The sequence below is a fragment of the Stenotrophomonas sp. CFBP8980 genome, assembly GCF_034046095.1.
Lineage (GTDB): Bacteria > Pseudomonadota > Gammaproteobacteria > Xanthomonadales > Xanthomonadaceae > Stenotrophomonas > Stenotrophomonas lacuserhaii.
Genome location: NZ_JAXCXF010000007.1, coordinates 7,501 through 25,851, shown reverse-complemented (window position 1 = coordinate 25,851; position 18,351 = coordinate 7,501). Strand labels below are relative to the sequence as shown.

Annotated in this window: 15 protein-coding genes; 8 read left to right on the top strand and 7 right to left on the bottom strand. The window is 68.6% G+C overall.

From position 1 onward, the window contains the following. Positions 1-2: 2 nt before the first annotated feature. From SOM47_RS14115 to SOM47_RS14090, 6 genes are all read right to left on the bottom strand, one after another. Positions 3-401: a hypothetical protein gene (locus tag SOM47_RS14115; protein WP_042612168.1), complete on the bottom strand. Its 399-nt coding sequence runs from the start codon at positions 399-401 to the stop codon at positions 3-5. Between the two features lie 330 nt (positions 402-731). Next, positions 732-2,747 carry an FUSC family protein gene (locus tag SOM47_RS14110; RefSeq protein ID WP_320505937.1) on the bottom strand — a complete coding sequence of 672 codons (2,016 nt, stop codon included), beginning with the start codon at positions 2,745-2,747 and terminating at the stop codon, positions 732-734. Positions 2,748-2,753: 6 nt separating this feature from the next. Beyond that, complete coding sequence (locus SOM47_RS14105; RefSeq protein ID WP_192084938.1) at positions 2,754-4,184, bottom strand: efflux transporter outer membrane subunit; 1,431 nt, start codon at positions 4,182-4,184, stop codon at positions 2,754-2,756. Positions 4,185-4,225: 41 nt separating this feature from the next. Continuing rightward, positions 4,226-5,140: an efflux RND transporter periplasmic adaptor subunit gene (locus SOM47_RS14100; RefSeq protein WP_320505936.1), complete on the bottom strand. Its 915-nt coding sequence runs from the start codon at positions 5,138-5,140 to the stop codon at positions 4,226-4,228. After that, positions 5,137-5,346: a DUF1656 domain-containing protein gene (locus SOM47_RS14095; protein WP_042612171.1), complete on the bottom strand. Its 210-nt coding sequence runs from the start codon at positions 5,344-5,346 to the stop codon at positions 5,137-5,139. Before SOM47_RS14095 ends, SOM47_RS14100 begins: the two co-directional genes overlap by 4 nt. Positions 5,347-5,443: 97 nt before the next feature. Then, on the bottom strand, positions 5,444-5,899 hold the full coding sequence (locus tag SOM47_RS14090; protein ID WP_320505935.1) for a MarR family winged helix-turn-helix transcriptional regulator: 456 nt from the start codon (positions 5,897-5,899) through the stop codon (positions 5,444-5,446). 158 nt (positions 5,900-6,057) lie between these two features. Between SOM47_RS14090 and folE the strand changes: the two genes are divergently transcribed. From folE to SOM47_RS14070, 4 genes are all read left to right on the top strand, one after another. Beyond that, positions 6,058-6,669 carry a GTP cyclohydrolase I FolE gene (folE, locus tag SOM47_RS14085; protein ID WP_101098626.1) on the top strand — a complete coding sequence of 204 codons (612 nt, stop codon included), beginning with the start codon at positions 6,058-6,060 and terminating at the stop codon, positions 6,667-6,669. A gap of 94 nt (positions 6,670-6,763) precedes the next feature. Continuing rightward, positions 6,764-8,233, top strand: coding sequence for a DUF3375 domain-containing protein (locus SOM47_RS14080; protein ID WP_101098624.1), 1,470 nt, complete (start codon positions 6,764-6,766; stop codon positions 8,231-8,233). Continuing rightward, the gene (locus SOM47_RS14075; protein WP_414715813.1) at positions 8,220-8,921 is read left to right on the top strand and encodes a DUF4194 domain-containing protein; all 702 of its coding nucleotides are present in this window, start codon (positions 8,220-8,222) and stop codon (positions 8,919-8,921) included. The genes SOM47_RS14080 and SOM47_RS14075 overlap by 14 nt, the downstream gene beginning before the upstream one ends. 16 nt (positions 8,922-8,937) lie before the next feature. After that, positions 8,938-12,318 carry an ATP-binding protein gene (locus SOM47_RS14070; RefSeq protein WP_320505934.1) on the top strand — a complete coding sequence of 1,127 codons (3,381 nt, stop codon included), beginning with the start codon at positions 8,938-8,940 and terminating at the stop codon, positions 12,316-12,318. A gap of 166 nt (positions 12,319-12,484) precedes the next feature. Here SOM47_RS14070 and SOM47_RS14065 read toward each other — a convergent pair whose 3' ends face one another. Further along, positions 12,485-13,258: a sulfite exporter TauE/SafE family protein gene (locus tag SOM47_RS14065; RefSeq protein WP_320505933.1), complete on the bottom strand. Its 774-nt coding sequence runs from the start codon at positions 13,256-13,258 to the stop codon at positions 12,485-12,487. Between the two features lie 90 nt (positions 13,259-13,348). On the opposite strand from SOM47_RS14065, the gene SOM47_RS14060 reads away from it, so the two are divergent. The 4 genes from SOM47_RS14060 (at position 13,349) to SOM47_RS14045 (ending at position 18,292) form a co-directional block, all read left to right on the top strand. After that, entirely contained in the window at positions 13,349-13,738 is a 390-nt protein-coding gene (locus SOM47_RS14060) for a YchJ family metal-binding protein (protein WP_320505932.1), read from the top strand. An 87-nt stretch (positions 13,739-13,825) separates the two neighbouring features. After that, positions 13,826-15,079, top strand: coding sequence for an ergothioneine biosynthesis protein EgtB (egtB, locus tag SOM47_RS14055; RefSeq protein ID WP_320506021.1), 1,254 nt, complete (start codon positions 13,826-13,828; stop codon positions 15,077-15,079). Between the two features lie 13 nt (positions 15,080-15,092). Then, a complete protein-coding gene (gene egtD, locus SOM47_RS14050) occupies positions 15,093-16,073 on the top strand; it encodes an L-histidine N(alpha)-methyltransferase (RefSeq protein WP_320505931.1) in 981 nt (326 codons plus the stop codon). A 44-nt stretch (positions 16,074-16,117) separates the two neighbouring features. After that, positions 16,118-18,292 (top strand): lytic murein transglycosylase, encoded by a 2,175-nt coding sequence (locus SOM47_RS14045; RefSeq protein ID WP_320505930.1) that lies wholly within the window; start codon positions 16,118-16,120, stop codon positions 18,290-18,292. The last annotated feature ends 59 nt before the right edge of the window (positions 18,293-18,351 follow it).

The following is an 18,351-nucleotide window of genomic DNA, read 5'->3' as shown; positions in this document are numbered from 1 at the left end:
GCTTATTCCAGGACCAGCACGGTGCCATCCGGGTACACGATGGCGGCTTCATCGCTGCTGGCATCGAAGAAGCCCAGGCCGTGCTGGAAGGCCAGCACCTGCACCATCTCATGCGCACGCTCGGCCACCTCATCGGCGAACGAACCGTAGATGACATGGGCCGCGATGCTGTAGTCGGTCACTTCGTCGCGGTCGTCTTCATCATCGGACAGCGGGCCGTTCATCGGCGGGAAGTGTTCGGCGATCTCGGCGAACCAGGCCTGCAGGGCCGGCGCGGCGACCTTCGGATCGTCATGGTCGTGATCCTCGTTCCAGTCGGTCTGCTTCTCGTACCAGGCAATGAAGGCGGTCGCTTCGCGCGGCGCCACGCTGGCATCGAAGACCATCATGTCGTAGCTCATCGGGATGTTCCTGTTGAAAGTGCGCAGCAAGCGCGGACGCGCAGGGTAGCGCGCCGCTGCTTGCGGCGGGGTGACTGGCCGGGCGGGGGTGGACACCGCGCGGCCAACGGGCCGGACATTGGACGGGGAAACGGGCCGGATAATGGGCCGGGGATCGGGTGGGACATCGGGCGGGAGAACGTGCCGGAAATGGGCCGGACATTGGACGGGGAAACTGGCGCAGGAACGGTAGCGCCGAGCCATGCTCGGCGAGCGCAGCGGCGCGCTTCCGGCAGGGCGACATGCAACGGATGCATTCCGCCGAGCATGGCTCGGCGCTACCGCCAGCCGTCAACGGTCAACGCTGTCGGCTGCCGCGTCCGGGAACATCCCGAAGCGCAGGCCCACCAGGCCCATCAGCGCTTCGTCGCGGGCCTTGCTGGCGGCCACCCCACCGACCCGCGACAGCGAGGCGTCCAGCCTTTCGCGCAGCGCCTGGGCACCGGGCAGCGGACGCCGCGCGGCCACCTGGCGGCGGTAGTGCGCGGCGATCTCGGCCAGGATCCGCTCTACCGCCTCGCGGCTGCGCTCGGGCAGTTCCAGCCGGGCACGCCGCAGCTGCAGGATGTTCAGCCCCACCCGGGCTTCGGTCAGCATGTCCACCGAGGCGATGTCGCTGCCTTCCGGGGTCGCCGCCAGCCGCGGCGCCAGCAGTCCCAGCAGGTCCAGCATGCGCGCGGCGAAGCGCTTGCGATCCTGCTGGCCGCGCCCTTCGGCCGCTTCGGCCAGCGTGCTCCAGCCCTGTCGTACCAGCCGCCGCGCGGTCCATTCAGCGCCCACCGATCGGAACAGGCGGGTCATCACCACGGCAAAACCAATCCCGATGAACATCGCCACCGCCGAATTGACGAAGCTCTGGATGTTGGCGCTGTAGGTGTTCTGCACGCTCAGCAGCGCTACCAGGTTCACCGTCAGCGGCAGCGCGAACAGCATCGTCTTCGGGTGGTGCAGCAGCACGCCCAGCGGCAGGAACACCACCGCCAGCAGCAGCACCAGCAGGCCGAAATCGTGCACGGCCGGGAAGATCCCGAACAGGTAGATGCCGGCGACCACGCTGGCCACCACCGCCCACAGCAGGAAGGACATCATGCTGGGCGCGGGATCATCCTGCGCGGCGAAGAACGCCGCCGCCACCGCCGCCATCATCGCGCCGTTGCCGCCGCCTTCCCAGCCCAGCCCGATCCACAGCACGCAGTAGCTCATCAGGGCGATGCCTGCACTGAGCGCGGAAAACAGCGCCATGCCGTAATCCACGTGGCGGCTTTCGGACACGCTCGGGGTGTTGATGCGGTAGTGGCCGGCGTGCTGCGGCGCGCTGCCCTGCTCGATGGCGTGGTGCAGCGCGCGGCAGTCCGCCCACAGGTCCACCAGTTCTTCCAGCCGCAGCAGCAGGGAGGCCAGCTGCAGGTGCTGCAGGTCACCGTCCACCTGTGGCTTCAATGCGCTGATGCGGGTGCGCAGCTGGTCATGCGTGGGGCTGTCGGTGGCGGCGTTTAGCCAGTGGCGGATGTCCTCCACCAGGGGTTCCAGGCCTGCGGGCAGGCCGTCGCCGTGGCGGCGCAGCACGCCCAGCCGGTCGGCGATGGAGGACAGCACCGGCAGCAGCAACAGCATGCGTTCGCGCAGCTGCTGCATCGACACCGCCGCGCCGGCATGGCGCGGATCGTCGCGGCGCAGGAACTCGATCAGCGCCTCGAACTGCACCAGGTCGGCCGCCAGGCGGTTGCGCGGTGCATGCGCGCGACCACCCTCCAGGATCTGCCGGCACCATTGCGCCGCATCGCCCATCCAGTTGCCGATGCGGCCGGTCAGCATCGGCCGCACCGATGCCGGGAACACCAGCGCGGCGAACAGCACCGCCACCACCGTGCCGAGGATGATCTCCTCGCTGCGGGCGACCACGGTATCGAAGATCAGTTCCGGCGAGGTCACCGCCGGGAAGCCGATGAAGGCGGTGGTATAGCCGGCCAGCAGGAACGCATAGCCCCGCGGGCCGCGGTTGAGCAGCGCCAGGAACAGGCAGCCGGCCAGCCACAGCGACATCGCCGCGCTGAGCAGCAGCGGCGTTTCCACCAGGTGCGGCAGCATCAGCAGGGTGGCCGCACCGGCCAGCAGGGTGCCGAGGATGCGGTACACGCCCTTGGCCCGGGTCGGGCCCAGCAGCGGCTGGCTGACGATGTAGACCGTGGCCATCGCCCAGTAGGGCCGCGACAGATTGCCGGCCAGGCCGATGTACAGCGCGGTGATCGAGGCCAGGTAGGTCTTGATCGAGAACATCCAGCCTTGCCGGTCCAGCAGCACGTGCATCGCCGTCTACCTCGCCGCCGTGGGAACGGCAGCGGCAGCGGCGGGAGCGTCCCAGCCACCGCCCAGCGCCAGGAACAGATGGATCTGGTCGCGCGACACCTGCGCCTGGGCATCGGCCAGGGTGGCATCGGCGGTGGCCAGGCTGCGGTCGGCATCCAGGCTGGACAGGTACGGCGTGCGGCCGCCCTGGTACAGGCGGCGGTTCTGTTCGGCGGCCAGCGTGGCCTGCTGCTGGGCCACCTGCAGCGACTGCAGGCGGCGCAGGTCCTGTGCATACCGGTCCAGCGCGGTCTGGGTCTCGCGCAGCGCCTGCAGCACGGTCTGGTCGAACTCGGCCAGCGCGGCGTCGGCGCCGGCTTCGGTGGCGCGGATGCGCGAGCGCGTGCCCGACGAAGGCAGCGTCCACGAGATCAGCGGACCGAACGACCACTGCTGGGTCAGCGGCTCACCAAAGTCGGCCAGCAGGCCGGCCGCCCCGACCGAGGCCCCCAGCCGGATATCCGGATACAGCTCGGCGGTGGCCACGCCGATGCGCGCAGTGGCTGCGGCCAGCCTGCGCTCGGCCTGGCGCACGTCCGGGCGACGCGACAGCAGCGCGCGGCCATCGCCGATCGGCAGCGGGTGCTGCAATGTCGGCGCGTGGCTGCAGTCCACGACGCCGGCCGGCAGCTGGCCGGGGGTCTGCCCCAGCAGCGCGGCGAGCGAATAGGCAGCGGCCTGGCGCTTGGCCTGCAGCGGTGGCAGCGCCGCTTCCAGCATCGCCACCTGGGCATTGGCGCGGGCCAGCTCCGGCGCGGTGCCGCGACCGGCGGCGATCAACCGCTGGGTGACCTGGCGGCCACGCTGCTGCAGCTGCAGCGAATGGGTGGCAACGTGCAGTTCGTGGTTGGCGTGGCAGATTTCCAGGTAGTTGTCGGCCACCTCGGCGACCACGGTGATGCGCGCGATATCGCGCGCTGCGGCCACCGACTGCTCATCGGCATGCGCAGCTTCCGCACCGCGCTTGAGCTTGCCGAACAGGTCGAACTGGTAACTCACCGCGAACCTGCCGTCAGCCAGGTTGATCGGCGGCAGTTCGTGTTCCAGCAGGAACGATTCGGCCGAAAGCTGCGCACGGCTGACGCCGGCGTCGGCCTCGTAGTCGAAGCCACCGGCATCCAGGGCCTGTTCGTACAGGGCTGCGGCGCGGCGCAGATGCGCATCGGCCGCCTTCAGTTCCAGGTTGTCGCGCAGCGCCTGTTCGACCAGGCCATCCAGCACCGGATCCTGGTACAGCGACCACCATCGGGCGGGCAGTTCGGCACTGGCCGCGACCTGCGCGTTGCCGGTGTCGATGAAGGCACTGTTGGCGGCCGGGCGCTTGAACGCGGAATCTTCCGGCAGCGCGTAATCCGGGCCGACGGTACGGCAGGCGGCCAGGCCGGCCAGGGTGATCATCAGTGCCAGCCTCGGCAGCCGGTGCAGGGGCGCGCGCAGGTTCACAGGCCCGCCCGTACCGGCGCGACACCGGCCTTGTGTGCGGCCGTCCCGTGGAGGTCCACGGTCACCGTGGCGGTGCGGCCGGAGATCAGCCGTACGCCGGCGGGTACCTCGTCGATGCGGATGCGCACCGGGATCCGCTGCGCCAGCCGGACCCAGTCGAAGGCCGGGGTGACGTTGGGCAGCAGGCTGCTGCCATCGGTGCGGTAGCGGTCTTCGATGCCGGCGGCCATGCTTTCCACGTGGCCGTGCAGCGCCACATCCTCGCCCATCAGGCGGATATCCACCGGCTGGCCGGGGGCCACGCCGCGCAGGCGGGTCTCCTCGAAGTAGCCATCCACGCGGAACGAGGTGGTATCCAGCAGGGCCAGCACGGGCTTGCCGGCGGTCACGTAGTCGCCCACGCGCACGGTGCGGTCATTGATCTGGCCATCGGCCGGGGCACGCACTTCGGTGCGCGCCAGGTTCAGTTCGGCCAGGTCGACCGCCGCCTGCGCGGTGGCCTGTGCGGCCTGCGCGGCCTGCAGTCTGGCCCGGCGCACTTCGGCATCCTCGCCGGCCACCAGGTCCTGCAGGCTGCGGTCACGGGCGATTTCGCGGCGCAGCTGGGCTACCGTGGCCTGCCGTTCGGCCAGCGACGCACGTGCCAGCTCCAGCGCGATCCGGTAGCGCGCGCGGTCCACTACGAACAGCAGCGCGCCTTTCTCCACCGCCTGGTTGTCGCCCACGTCCACCGCTTCGACCAGCCCGGAAACATCGGGCGCGACCTGCACCACGTCGGCGCCGATGTGCGCATCGCGGGTCCAGGGTTCGTCCATGTAATGGACCCACAGCTGGCGCAGCACCAGCAGGGCCACGATCACCGCCAGCACGGTCAGCACCGGTGGCAGGGCTTTGTCGATGATCTTTTTCACGATTGCATCCAACGCAGGAGGTGGAACAACCCACCGAGCACGATGCCGTACAGGGCCAGGTTGAAGAGGGCGGGGTGCCAGACCAGCCGATAGGCGCCACTGCGTTGCAACAGCACGCGCAGGCCGCTGTTGAGCACGTAGGCGAGCAGCATCAGCCCAAGAAGGGTTGGGACGAATACTCCATGGAGACTGAATTCACCGGGCATCGGCAGGGATCTGGCTCAAGACGGGGGAGGGAACGGCAACCGCAACGGGCGAACGCCACCGACGTCTGCACGCCAGCGGCATCCCCGGGAAAACAACTTACGTAATGCGATCGACGGCGGCGGACAGCAGCTGCCACACCTTCAGCACCGCGCGCAGCTCGTCCATGGACAGCTCGCCGAACACCTCCTGGCGCAGCCCGATCAGCTTCTGTTCGAGCTCGCTGACCAGCGCCTGGCCTTCCTCGGTCAGCCACAGCAGGTTGGCGCGGCGGTCGCTGGCATCGCATTCGCGGCGCACCAGCCCACTGGCCGACAGCTTGTCCAGCAGGCGCACCAGCGACGGGCCTTCAAGCCCCAGCTGCTGGGCCAGGGTGACCTGGCGGATGCCGCCGCCGGAGCGGCCGATCATCAGCAGCGGCATGGTGCAGGCGGTGGAAATGCCATGGCTGCCCAGTGCGGTGTCGGCCAGGCGCTGCCATTGCCGGCCTGACTGGAGCAGGCCGGAGCTGAGCTGCATCTGCAGCCGGGTACGTTCGTCGAGTGAGGTGTTCATGGCAGATAGATAGGATACTACTAATTTCATTCCTATCAATAGGGATGCCTGTGTCTTCCCTGAACCCGTGCCACGGTGACCGGCCGCGGAGTGTCGCGGCAGGACGGCTCCCCCTCGGGTCGGCTACCATGCTCGACCCCTTCGGGATGCAGTTCGCAATGAGCAACGACAACAATTCCAAGACGCCGCAGGGCGATGTTTCCCAGACGCAGGCCGAAGAGGCCGTGCGCACCCTGCTGCGCTGGGCCGGTGAAGACCCGACCCGCGAAGGCCTGCTGGATACCCCGCGCCGGGTCGCCGAGGCCTATGGCGACTGGTTCAGCGGCTACCGCGACGATCCGCGTGCCTACATGGAGCGCACCTTCGAAGAGGTTGCCGGCTACGACGAGCTGATCGTGCTGCGCGACATCGAATACGAAAGCCACTGCGAACACCACATGGCGCCGATCATCGGCCGCGTGCACGTCGGCTATCTGCCGGCCGGCAAGGTCGTGGGCATCAGCAAGCTGGCCCGCGTGGTGGAAGCCTATGCGCGCCGCTTCCAGGTGCAGGAAAAGATGACCGCGCAGATCGCCCAGTGCATCCAGGACGTGCTGCAGCCGATCGGCGTGGGCGTAGTGGTCGAAGGTGCCCACGAGTGCATGACCACCCGCGGCATCCACAAGCGCGGCGTCAGCATGGTCACCTCGAAGATGCTCGGCAGCTTCCGCGAAGATGCCCGCACCCGCGCCGAATTCCTGCGTTTCATCGAAGTCGGCGGCAAGCGCTGATCGTGCGGTCTGACCGGTGCCGGCCCGCGTGGCCGGTGCCGTTCCCGCCGCGCGCCCGGCCGCCGCTGCACGCCTATCCGGATTCCCTCGCTGCATGAAGCATCGCGAACGCATCACCCGTTACCGCCACCTGCGCGAACAACCGCAATGGAAGCTGCTCGCCGCCGACCATGCGCCGGAGATCATCGGCCTGTTGCAGGGCCTGCTGATGGACGGCGAACGCACGCTGGCCGCGCCCGTGCTGCACGAGCGCCTGCAGCGCGCGCTGGACCAGCTCAACGGCGAAGAGCTGTCACGTGAGCTGCCGCGCACCGCGCAGGCCTACGTGGCGCATTGGCTGGCCCAGGGCTGGCTGGAACGCCGCCTGCCCGAAGGTGCCGACCAGGAACAGTACGAACTGTCCACCCAGGCGTTGCAGGCGATCCGCTTTGCCGACAGCCTGGAACAAAGCCGGGTTGCCGCCACCGAAAGCCGCCTGGCACTGGTGATCAACCAGCTGTCGCAGCTGGCCGCGCAGACCGAAGCCGATCCGGATGCGCGGCTGTCCGCGCTGCGCGACGAGCGCGACCGCATCGATGCGGAAATCGCCCGCGTCGGCGAAGGCCGCGTCGCGGCGCTGGATGGCAAGCGCGCACTGGAACGCGCCCGCCAGATCATCGGGCTGGCCGATGAACTGACCGAAGACTTCCGCCGCGTGCGTGATGACTTCGAACGCCTGAACCGCGAGTTCCGCGAACGCATCATCGACGATGAAGGCGAGCGTGGCGACGTGCTGTCCAAGCTGTTCGAAGGCGTGGACGTGATCGGCGAGAGCGACGCCGGCCGCAGTTTCCAGGCCTTCTGGCGCCTGCTCAACGATGCCGAACAGAGTGCACAGCTGGACGCCGCGCTGGAATCGGTGCTGGCGCGTGGCTTCGCGCGGCGCCTGGACCGCAACGAGCGCGCATTCCTGCGCGGCTTCACCGGCACCATGCTGGAGCGCGGCGGCCAGGTCCACGATGTGCTGCAGCACTTCGCCCGCAGCCTGCGCGGTTTCGTGCAGAGCCGCGGTTACCTGGAACAGCGCCGGCTCAACCAGCTGCTGAAACAGGCGCAGGCCGAGGCACTGGCCCTGCGCGATGATTTCCCGGCCCAGCGTTCGATCGGCCGCGACCTGCAGCTGACCACCAGCCGCCTGCGTTCGTGGTCCCAGTGGAAACTGCACGATCCACGCAGCGCGCAGGTGGATGGCAGCGTGCAGCGCAACGATGCCGCCGCGATCAGCCTGGAAAGCGTGGGCGACCTGGTGGCATCGTCCGAAATCGACTTCCGTACCCTGCGCCGCGACCTGCATGACCTGCTTGGCATGCAGCCGAAGCTGAGCATTTCCCAGGCCCTGTCGCAGCGCGAAGCGCCGCAGGGGCTGGGCAGCGTGATCGGTTACCTGTCGCTGGGCACGCGCTTCGGCACCGTGGTGGAGGGCGAGCAGGAGCTGGCCCACTGGCGCGGTGGCGATGGCCAATGGCGGCGCGCCCGCATCCCGCTGGTTTGGTTCACCCAGGAGAAACGCCATGAGCTGGAATGAAGATCCGATCGAATCCTCCCGCCTGGGCGAGGGCGAGGATGCCATCGACGCCGAGCCGGTAGTGGTCACCCCGTTGCCCCGCCGCAACAACGACGTGCTGTACCTGGGCGATACCGGCCGGCTGCCGCAGGACGCGCGCCGCGCGCTGTGCCAGCTGCTGATCGGGCCGAGCATCGACCAGCAGCGCCATGCCAAGCTGTGGCCGGCGCTGCTGCGCAACGAAGCCGCCATCCGCACCTCCCTGTCCGACCTGTTCCTGGAACTGGTGCTGGACCGCGAGAGTGGTGTTGCCTTCACCCGCCAGTCCGATACCGAAGATCTGGATTCGCCGGTGCTGCTGCGCACCTCGCCGCTGACCTTCATCGACTCGGTCCTGCTGCTGTACCTTCGCCAGCAACTGGGCGAGGCCGATGCGCGCGGCAACCGCGCGGTGGTCGCCGATGCCGAGATGGCCGAAGCCTTGGCGGTGTACGAGAAAAACCTGTCCACCGATCGCGCCGGCTTCAACCGCCGCGTGGCCAGTGCCGTGCAGAAGATGAAGGACAACCACATCCTGACCCGCCTGGCGGGTCAGGAAGATCGCCACGAAGTCTCTCCCGCATTGAAGCTGCTGTTCTCTGCCGAAGACGTCTCCGCGCTGTCGGCGGTGTACCGCCAGCTGCGCGAAACCCCGGCTGCCGAAGCCTGATCCCAGCGAGCACGCCATGGCCATTTCCAAGCACACTCCCGCCCTGTTCACCGAAGGCCTGCCCGACCCGCGCACGCAGCAGTTCCGCATGCGCCGCCTGCAGGTGCACAACTGGGGCACCTTCAACGGCCTGACCGAAGTGCCGATCGCCGAGCGCGGCTTCCTGTTCGTGGGCCGCTCCGGCTCGGGCAAGTCGACCCTGCTTGATGCGATGTCCGCGCTGCTGGTGCCGCCGGCCATCGTCGACTTCAACGCCGCCGCGCGCGAAGCCGAGCGCAGTGGCCGCGACCGCAACCTGGTGTCCTACGTGCGTGGCGCCTGGGCCGACCAGCAGGACCGCGGCACCGGCGAGATCGCCACCCAGTACCTGCGCAAGGGGGCCACCTGGACCGCGCTGGTGCTGGAATACCGCGCCGGCGATGGCCGGGTGGTCAGCCTGGTACGGCTGTTCTGGATCGCCGGCAACGGCGCCACCGCTGGCGATGTGCGCAAGCACTACCTGGTGGCCGAGCGCCCGTTCGACATCGCCAAGGATCTCGGCGGCTTCGACCTGGACCTGCGCAAGCTGAAGCAGAAGCTGGCAGACGTGCACCACTTCGACAGCTTCGCCGGTTATGCCGAGCGCTTCCGCCACCTGCTCGGCATCGACAACGAAATGGCGCTGCGCCTGCTGCACAAGACCCAGTCGGCCAAGAACCTCGGCGACCTCAACGTCTTCCTGCGCGACTTCATGCTGGATACGCCGAAGACCTTCGATGCCGCCGAGCGGCTGGTCAACGACTTCGCCGAACTGGATGGCGCGCACCAGGCCGTGGTCACCGCACGTCGCCAGGTGGAAACGCTGCTGCCGGCGCGCGAGCATTACAGCGAACTGAAGCAGATCAAGCGCCGTCGCAGCGACGATGAAGTGCTGAAGCTGGGCATCGACAGTTTCCGCGAATCGCGCCGCCAGCAGTTGATCGATGCGCGCCTGCGTGAACTCGACACCCGCGACCGTGGCCTGCTGGGCGAGGAATCCCAGCGCCGCGCCGCCCTCGACAACCATACCGCCAAGCTGGGCGAGCTGGAGCTGCAGCGGCGCCAGCAGGGCGGTGAGCGGATCGAGGAACTGGAACGCGAACAGGGCCGTGCCGAAGCCGAGCGCGACCGTCGCCAGGCCAAGCAGGCCCAGGCCCGCGATGCCGCCGGACAGCTGCAACAGGCGCTTCCCGAGGATGCACATGGCTTCGCCGCGCTGGTGGAGCAGGCGTCGACCGAGCTGCTGGACCGCAAGCGCGCCTCCTCGGCGCTGGATGATGCGATCAGCGAACGGCTGGGTGGCCGGCGCGATGACGAGCGCCGCTTCGGCGACGTGCGTGCCGAGCTGGATGCCATGCAGCGCAATACCTCCAGCATCCCCGCGCCACTGCAGAAACTGCGTGCACGGCTGGTGGAGGAAACCGGCCTGCCCGAGGCGGCGCTGCCATTCGTCGGCGAGCTGATCCAGGTACGCGAGGATGACCTGCCGTGGCAGGGTGCGATCGAGCGCGTGCTGTTCGGGTTCGCGCAGTCGCTGCTGGTCGACGACAAGCATTACAACGAGGTCGCCGATTGGGTGAACCGCACCCACCTCGGCATGCGTTTCACCTATTACCGCGTGCGTCGCAACGACGAGGCGTTCGCGCGTGACCCGTCGCCGCGTTCGCTGCTGCACAAGCTGGAACTGCGCGACCACGTGTTCGAAGGCTGGCTGCGGCGCGAGCTGGGCAAGCGCTTCGACTACGAGTGCGTGGACGCGCGCCAGCTGCGCAACGTCGACCGTGGTATCACCCGCGAAGGCCAGGTCAAGCATCCGGGCGACCGCTTCGAGAAGGATGACCGCAGCGCGGTGACCGACCGCCGCCGCTGGCTGTTGGGCTTCAACAACCGCGACAAGCTGGCCGTGTACGAAAAGGAAGCGCAGGAGCTGGCAAAGCGGATCGCCGGCTGCGACGAAGACGTCGCGCGCCTGCGTGCGCAGCGCGATCTCGACAATGAGCGCCGCCTGGCCTGCCACCAGTTGGCCGGCATCCGCTGGGACGAGATCGACGTCGCCACCCCGCAGCAGCGCCTGGTCGACATCGAAGCAACCCTGCGCGGCCTGCGCGAAGGCAACGCGGACCTGGAAAAGCTGGCCCGGCAGATCGACGCCGCGCGTTCGGACATCGAGCAGGCGCGACGCACCTACGAAGATACCCGGGTCGAGCGCGGCCAGCTGGTGAAGGAGCGTGATCGCCTGGACCGTGCCCGCCAGCAGAGCCGCGCACTGGTGCTGCCGACCCTGGGCGCCACCCAGGAAGCGGGCCTGCAGGAACGCCTGGAAGCGCTCGGTGCGCTCAGCCTGGAAACGCTGGAGGCGCACATGCGCCAGGTCAGCAACGCGCTGAACGAATCACTGTCGTCCTCGCAGCAGGACGTCAACCGGGTCGAGAACCAGCTGCTGGGCTGCTTCCGCCGCTTCGTGCAGGGTTGGCCGGAAGAGTCCGGCGACTTCACCGTGTCGGTGGCATCGGCCGATGATTTCCTGGCCCGCCTGGAACGGCTGGAACGCGACGGCCTGCCACAGCATGAAGAGCGCTTCTTCGACCTGCTGCAGAACCAGAGCAAGAACAACCTGCTGGCCCTGCAGCGGCACAGCGCCGAGGCGCGCAAGTCGATCGGCCAGCGCCTGGACGAGGTCAATGCCAGCCTGGAACAGGTGCCGTTCAACCGCGGCACCCTGCTGACCATCGAGCTCAGCGACCGCCGCCTGCCGGAAGTGCTGGAGTTCCACCAGCACCTGCGCGAGGTGCTGTCCCAGCAGCAGACCGAACAGCGTGAACTGGCCGAAGCCCAGTTCGCCGTGCTGCGCCAGCTGGTCACCCGGCTGGGCTCGGCCGAAGGCGAAGACAAGCGCTGGCGCGAGCTGGTGCTGGACGTGCGCATGCACGTGGAGTTCATCGGTGTGGAACTGGACGCCGCTACCCGCCAGCAGGTGGAGATCTACCGCAGTGGTGCCGGCAAGTCCGGTGGCCAGCGGCAGAAGCTCGCCACCACCTGCCTGGCGGCGGCGCTGCGTTACCAGTTGGGTGGAGCCGATGGCCAGCTGCCCAGCTATGCTGCGGTGGTGCTCGACGAAGCCTTCGACAAGGCCGACAACGAGTTCACCGCGCTGGCGATGAACATCTTCGACAACTTCGGTTTCCAGATGGTGGTCGCCACTCCGCTGAAATCGGTGATGACGCTGGAGCCGTTCATCGGCGGCGCCTGCTTCGTGGAAATCAGCGGTCGCCACGATTCCGGCGTGCTGCTGATCGAATACGATGAAGAAGGCAAGCGCCTCAAGCTGCCCGAACGCAGCCGTCAGCAGGCCAACGAAGCCGAACCCGCCGACGCCTGATCGCCGGGGCGGCCCCCGCTCTCCCCCGGATGCGCACGCACGGTACCGGGGTGCGGGGCGGGCGGGAGCCCTGGTAGCGCCGAGCCATGCTCGGCGTCCTTTGCCTGGCGACCTCTCAGTGCCCGCCGAGCATGGCTCGGCGCTACCAGTGCCGTCCCGCGAAGCATCAAGTAAACGTATCCCAGCCCATCCGCGCGATCAGCACCACCACCAGGCCCACGAAAAGCTTGCGGATGAACGGCGTCCCGCCGCGCAGGGCCAGCCGCGTGCCGACCACCGATCCCACGATGTTGGCCACCGCCATCGGTACGGCGAACAGCAGCAACACGTTGCCGGTGGGCATGAAGAACGACAGCGCAGCGAAGTTGGTCGACAGGTTGACCACCTTCGACGCCGCCGAGGCGCGCAGGAAATCCAGCCCGAAGAAACGCACGAACAGGAAGATCAGGAAGCTGCCGGTGCCCGGCCCGAAGAAGCCGTCGTAGAAGCCGATCGCCGCACCGATCGCCAGCGCGATCACCAGCTCGCGGCGGCCCACCTCGCGCGGGCGGTGCAGCGCGCCGAAATCCTTCTTCCACAGCGTGTAGCCCAGCATCGCCACCAGCAGCACCAGCACCAGTGGGCGCACCGCATCCTTGGGCAGCAGGCTGACCGCCGTCGCGCCCAGGAACGAAAAGACGAAGGCCGTGGCCGCCGCGAACAGCACCGGTCGCCACGGGAAGCGCACGTTGCGCGCATAGCGCCAGGCCGCCGCCCCGGTCCCGAAGGCCGAACTGAACTTGTTGGTGCCGAACAGCAGGGCAGGGGAGTGCTGCGGCAGCACCGTGAACAGGCCCGGCAGCTGCACCAGCCCGCCGCCGCCGACCGCCGCATCGACCAGGCCGGCAATGAAGGCGATGGCCACCAGCCACCAGAGTTCGGGGGGAATCATGTCCAGCACGGTTCAGGCCTGCAGTGGGGGCCGACAGGATACGCCCACGCCGCGGTGGCCCGCCGGTCCGCGGCGCGCCGGCCGTGCAAAAATAGCGGCATGAGCCAGACCGTCCCCGCTACCTGCCCCTGCGACCTCGGCAAGCCCTATGCCGAGTGCTGCGGCCGCTGCCATGCCGGCGAACCGGCGGCCGATGCCGCGCAATTGATGCGCTCGCGCTACAGCGCCTACGTGCTGCAGCGTGCCGACTACCTGCTCTCCAGCTGGCACCCCGACACCCGTCCGGCGGAACTGTCCCTGGACGATGCCCCCGGCCAGCGCACCCAGTGGCTCGGCCTGAGCGTGCATGAGCACCAGCAGGACGGCGACCGCGCGCAGGTGCGCTTCACCGCGCGCTACCGAATCGGCGGCGGCAGTGTGGTCAAGATGACCGAGCACAGCCGCTTCCAGCGCATCGACGGGAACTGGTTCTACCTGGACGCGCTGTAGCAGCCCGGCCGGGGGCGTCGATGACGTGGTCCTCACCGCGGCTGACCCAAGCTTCCTGTCGTGAACAGCCTGCTCGCCACCGCCCCCGTGAACCCTTCCCGCCACGCCGCCCTGGCCGACTTCTACGTCCACGTGCGCCAACGCAGCGTGGCGCTTGCTGCTCCGCTCAGTGCTGAAGACGCGATGGTGCAGAGCATGGCCGACGCCAGCCCCACCAAGTGGCACCTTGCGCACACCACGTGGTTCTTCGAACGCTTCGTGCTGGGTGCGCAGGCGGGCTACCAGCCGCTGCAACCCGACTGGCATTTCCTGTTCAACAGCTACTACGAAACCATCGGCCCGGCACACGCGCGGCCGCAGCGTGGCCTGCTGTCCCGGCCCAGCCTGGAACAGGTGTATGACTACCGCGAACGTATCGACGGACAGGTGCTGCGCCTGTTGCAGGACCGCGCGCTGAGCGATGAAACGCTGGACCACCTGCAACTGGGCCTGCAGCACGAACAACAGCACCAGGAACTGCTGCTGACCGATATCAAGCACGCGCTGTGGAGCAATCCGCTGCAGCCGGCCTACCGCGATGACCTGGCCACCGTGGCCGGCGCCGCCACGCCGCTGCAGTGGATCGACAGCCCGGAGCGCATCGCGTGGATCGGCGCCCATGCCTGGCCCGCCGATGCCGATTTCGCCTACGACAACGAATCCCCGCGCCACCGCGTGCTGGTGCCCGCCCACGCACTCGCCAACCGGCCGGCGAGCAACGCCGAGTTCGCCGCGTTCATCGCCGATGGCGGCTACCAGCAGGTGCAGCTGTGGATGAGCGAGGGCTGGTCGTTGAACCAGGCCCAGCAGTGGCGGCATCCGCTGTACTGGGATGACGCGCTGGAGCGCGAATACACCCTCGGCGGCTGGCGTGCGCTGGATCCGCACGCGCCGGTCTGCCATATCAGCTATTACGAAGCCGATGCCTACGCCCGCTGGGCCGGCGCGCGCCTGCCCACCGAGTTCGAGTGGGAAGCGGCCGCCACCCAGCACGCCCCTGACGGCCATTTCGTCGACGACGATCGCCTGCACCCGTCCGCGCCACGCGGAGCGGATGGCCTGCAGCAGCTGCACGGCGATGTCTGGGAATGGACCAGCAGCGCCTATGGACCCTATCCCGGTTTCGCCACCTTCCCGGGCAGTCTCGGCGAATACAACGGCAAGTTCATGTGTGGCCAGTGGATCCTGCGCGGCGGCAGCTGCGCCACGCCGCGCGGCCACGTGCGTGCCAGCTACCGCAATTTCTTCGACCCCTCCGCGCGCTGGCAGTTCTCCGGCGTGCGCCTGGCAAAGGCACTTTGATGAGTATCGTCCGATGAGTACCGTACACGCGGCGCGGCAGGCGCTGACCGACCTGACCCCCAGCCGCGAACGGGTGCTGTCCGACGCCATCGCCGGCCTGTCCGCCACGCCGCCACGCCTGCCCTCCAAGTATTTCTACGACGCCGCCGGTTCGGCGCTGTTCGAACAGATCACCCGCACCCCCGAGTACTACCCGACCCGCACCGAGCTGGCCCTGCTGGAACAGTCGCTGCCCGAGATCGCCCAGCGCGTCGGATCGCGCGTGCACGTGGTCGAACTGGGCAGCGGCAGCGGGCGCAAGACCGCGCTGCTGCTGGAGGCGCTCGATGCGCCGGTGGCCTATACCCCGATCGAGATCTCGCGCGCCGCCCTGCTGTCGAGCATCGACCACCTGGCACCGGCCCATCCGGACATCGAGATGCTGCCGGTCTGTGCCGATTTCACCCAGCCGGTAGACTTGCCCGAGCCCGAAGAAGAAGCCGCGCGGCGCCTGCTGTTCTTCCCCGGTTCGACCCTGGGCAACTTCGAGCACGATGAAGCGGTGTTCCTGCTGCGCGCCATGCGCCAGACCATGGGCGAAGACGGACTGGCGCTGATCGGCGTGGACCTGCACAAGGACACCGCGACGCTGGAAGCGGCCTACAACGATGCGGCCGGAGTCACAGCCGCGTTCACCCTCAACCTGCTCAAGCGCCTCAACCAGCAGGTCGGCAGCGATTTCGACCTGCAGGCCTTCCACCACCGTGCGCGCTACAGCGTGCCGCGGCTGCGCATCGAAACCCAGCTGGTCAGTGACCGCGACCAGGAGGTGACCCTTGATGGCCACCGGTTCCGGTTCGCCGCAGGCGACGCCATCCAGGTGGAATACAGCCACAAGTACACTGATGAAAGCCTGCAGCAGCTGCTTGATGCGGCCGGGCTGGAAGTGGTCGGACGCTGGGACACCGTCGCGCCACAACCGGCCTTCGGCCTGCGCCTGCTGCGTCGCCGCTGATTCATCACTGCCGTTATGATGCAGGGGCCATGGCGGCACGAAGGATGACCATGACCACCCGCTCGCTGATCCTGCTCGCCACGTTGCTGGCCAGCCCGCTGGCGACCGCGCAGCAGCCCGATCCCGCGTTTGCTTCCTGCCTGTCGACCCTGCAGGCCAGCGCGGCCGGGCAGGGCATCCCGGCCGAGCGCTTCAGCGCGCTGATGGCCGGCGTGCAGCCGGATCCTTCCGTGCTGGAGCTGCTGGATGCCCAGCCCGAGTTCACCACGCCGATCTGGGATTACCTGGCCGCGCTGGTCGACGAACAGCGGGTGGACGACGGCCGCGCCATGCTGGCCCAGCATCGCGCACTGCTGCAGCAGGTGTCGGCCGAGTACGGCGTGGACCCGGCCACCATCGTGGCGGTGTGGGGCGTGGAAAGTGATTACGGCCGCGTGTTCGGCAAGCGCCCGTTGCTGCAGTCGTTGTCCACGCTGTCCTGCGCGGGCCGGCGCCAGTCGTTCTTCCGCGGTGAACTGCTGTCACTGCTCAAGCTGATCGATCGGGGCGACCTGCGCGGCGAGGGCCTGGTGGGCTCCTGGGCCGGTGCCTTCGGGCATACCCAGTTCATGCCAAGTACCTATGCGCGTATCGCGGTGGACGGTGATGGCGATGGCCGCCGCGACCTGGTGGGCAGCATCCCGGACGCGCTGGCCTCCACGGCGAATTATCTCAAGCGTGCCGGCTGGCGCAGCGGGGAGGCGTGGGGCATGGAAGTCCGCGTACCCGCTGGCTTCAACGTCGCGCAGGCCGGACGCACCCAGCGCCGGTCGCTACCGGCGTGGAAAGCGCTGGGCGTGACCACCCTGCAGGGCGACGTCATCACAGCCCCCGGGCTGCCCGCTGATGCCCGCGCGGCGCTGCTGCTGCCGGCCGGAAACACCGGACCGGCGCTGCTGGTGTTCCGCAACTACGACGCGATCTACAGTTACAACGCGGCAGAGAGCTACGCGCTGGCCATCGCCACGCTGGCTGACCGGCTGCGTGGCGGGGCCGGCCTGGCAACCGCCTGGCCCACCGATGACCCGGGCCTGGGACGCCGCGAACGCCGCCAGCTGCAGGCGCTGCTGGCCGCGCGCGGGCATGACATCGGCCAGGTCGACGGCATGATCGGCACCGCCAGCCGCCGCGCCATCCAGGCCGAGCAGCAACGCCTGGGATGGACGCCGCTGGATGGACGCGCCGGCCGCCGCATCCTGCAGGCATTGCAGGCCGAGCCAGCCACTGTCGCCGCGCCGGCCGCCAGCCGCTTCATCCTTCCTTCCAACTACAACACGCTGGTGCAGTCGCCAGCGGTGCGGAGTGCATCCAAGGTGCAACAGATCCAAGGTGTGACCAGTGGCCGGTACCAGGGGCTCGATGCGTGGCTCATCCAGACCTCACAGGGCAGCGCGGCGATCAGTGTTTTTGGTGGCCAGCTGCTGTCCTTCGTGCCCAACGGCGGCCAGGACGTGATGTGGCTGTCGCCCCGGCGCGCTGAACTGCCGACGCCGATCCGTGGTGGCAGCCCGGTGTGCTGGCCGTACTTCGGCCGCCAGGGTCAGTCCAATGACGTGCCCGCGCATGGTTTCGTGCGGACCCTGCCGTGGGAGTTGAAGCAGGCGCGCGCGCTGGCCGACGGCAGCATCGAGCTCACCCTGGCACCACCGGTGCTGGAAAGCCTGTCACTGCGCCTGCAGATGGTGGTGACCGTCGGCGCGACCCTGACCCAGCGGCTGATCACCGACAACACCGGCACCGTGCCGGCGACGATCAGCCAGGCGCTGCACAACTACTTCCGCGTCGGTGATGCCGGCCGCGTGGACGTGGAGGGCGTAGACGGCCTGGACTATCTGGACAAGTACGAGAACTACGCCCAGGCGCGCCGCCAGCAGGGGCCGTGGAACCTGCGCGATGCGCGCGATCCCGGCCGCAGCGACCGCATCTACACGCAGGCCGGGGGCCGCTACGTACTGCACGATCCGGTGTTGAAGCGCCGCATCATCCTGGAAACCCAGGGCAGCCGTTCGCTGGTGGCCTGGAACCCGGGGGCCGAAGCGGCCGCCAGGATGGCCGACGTCGGTGATGGCTGGCGCGACTACGTCTGCCTGGAAGCGGCCAACGCAGGCCCGGACGTGGTGACGATCCCGGCCGGCGGCCGCCACGTGCTGCAGCAGACCCTGTCGGTGCAGCCGCTGTAACAAACCAGCGCGTTCGATCCGCGGCGCCGTCATGCCTGGCAGCCCGGTAGCGCCGAAGG

Coding starts and splice junctions, on each gene's coding strand:
- SOM47_RS14115 (WP_042612168.1), bottom strand. CDS start 401: ATGAGCTACGACATGATGGTCTTCGATGCCAGCGTGGCGCCGCGCGAA.
- SOM47_RS14110 (WP_320505937.1), bottom strand. CDS start 2,747: ATGCACGTGCTGCTGGACCGGCAAGGCTGGATGTTCTCGATCAAGACC.
- SOM47_RS14105 (WP_192084938.1), bottom strand. CDS start 4,184: ATGATCACCCTGGCCGGCCTGGCCGCCTGCCGTACCGTCGGCCCGGAT.
- SOM47_RS14095 (WP_042612171.1), bottom strand. CDS start 5,346: ATGCCCGGTGAATTCAGTCTCCATGGAGTATTCGTCCCAACCCTTCTT.
- SOM47_RS14090 (WP_320505935.1), bottom strand. CDS start 5,899: ATGAACACCTCACTCGACGAACGTACCCGGCTGCAGATGCAGCTCAGC.
- folE (WP_101098626.1), top strand. CDS start 6,058: ATGAGCAACGACAACAATTCCAAGACGCCGCAGGGCGATGTTTCCCAG.
- SOM47_RS14080 (WP_101098624.1), top strand. CDS start 6,764: ATGAAGCATCGCGAACGCATCACCCGTTACCGCCACCTGCGCGAACAA.
- SOM47_RS14075 (WP_414715813.1), top strand. CDS start 8,220: ATGAGCTGGAATGAAGATCCGATCGAATCCTCCCGCCTGGGCGAGGGC.
- SOM47_RS14070 (WP_320505934.1), top strand. CDS start 8,938: ATGGCCATTTCCAAGCACACTCCCGCCCTGTTCACCGAAGGCCTGCCC.
- SOM47_RS14060 (WP_320505932.1), top strand. CDS start 13,349: ATGAGCCAGACCGTCCCCGCTACCTGCCCCTGCGACCTCGGCAAGCCC.
- egtD (WP_320505931.1), top strand. CDS start 15,093: ATGAGTACCGTACACGCGGCGCGGCAGGCGCTGACCGACCTGACCCCC.
- SOM47_RS14045 (WP_320505930.1), top strand. CDS start 16,118: ATGACCATGACCACCCGCTCGCTGATCCTGCTCGCCACGTTGCTGGCC.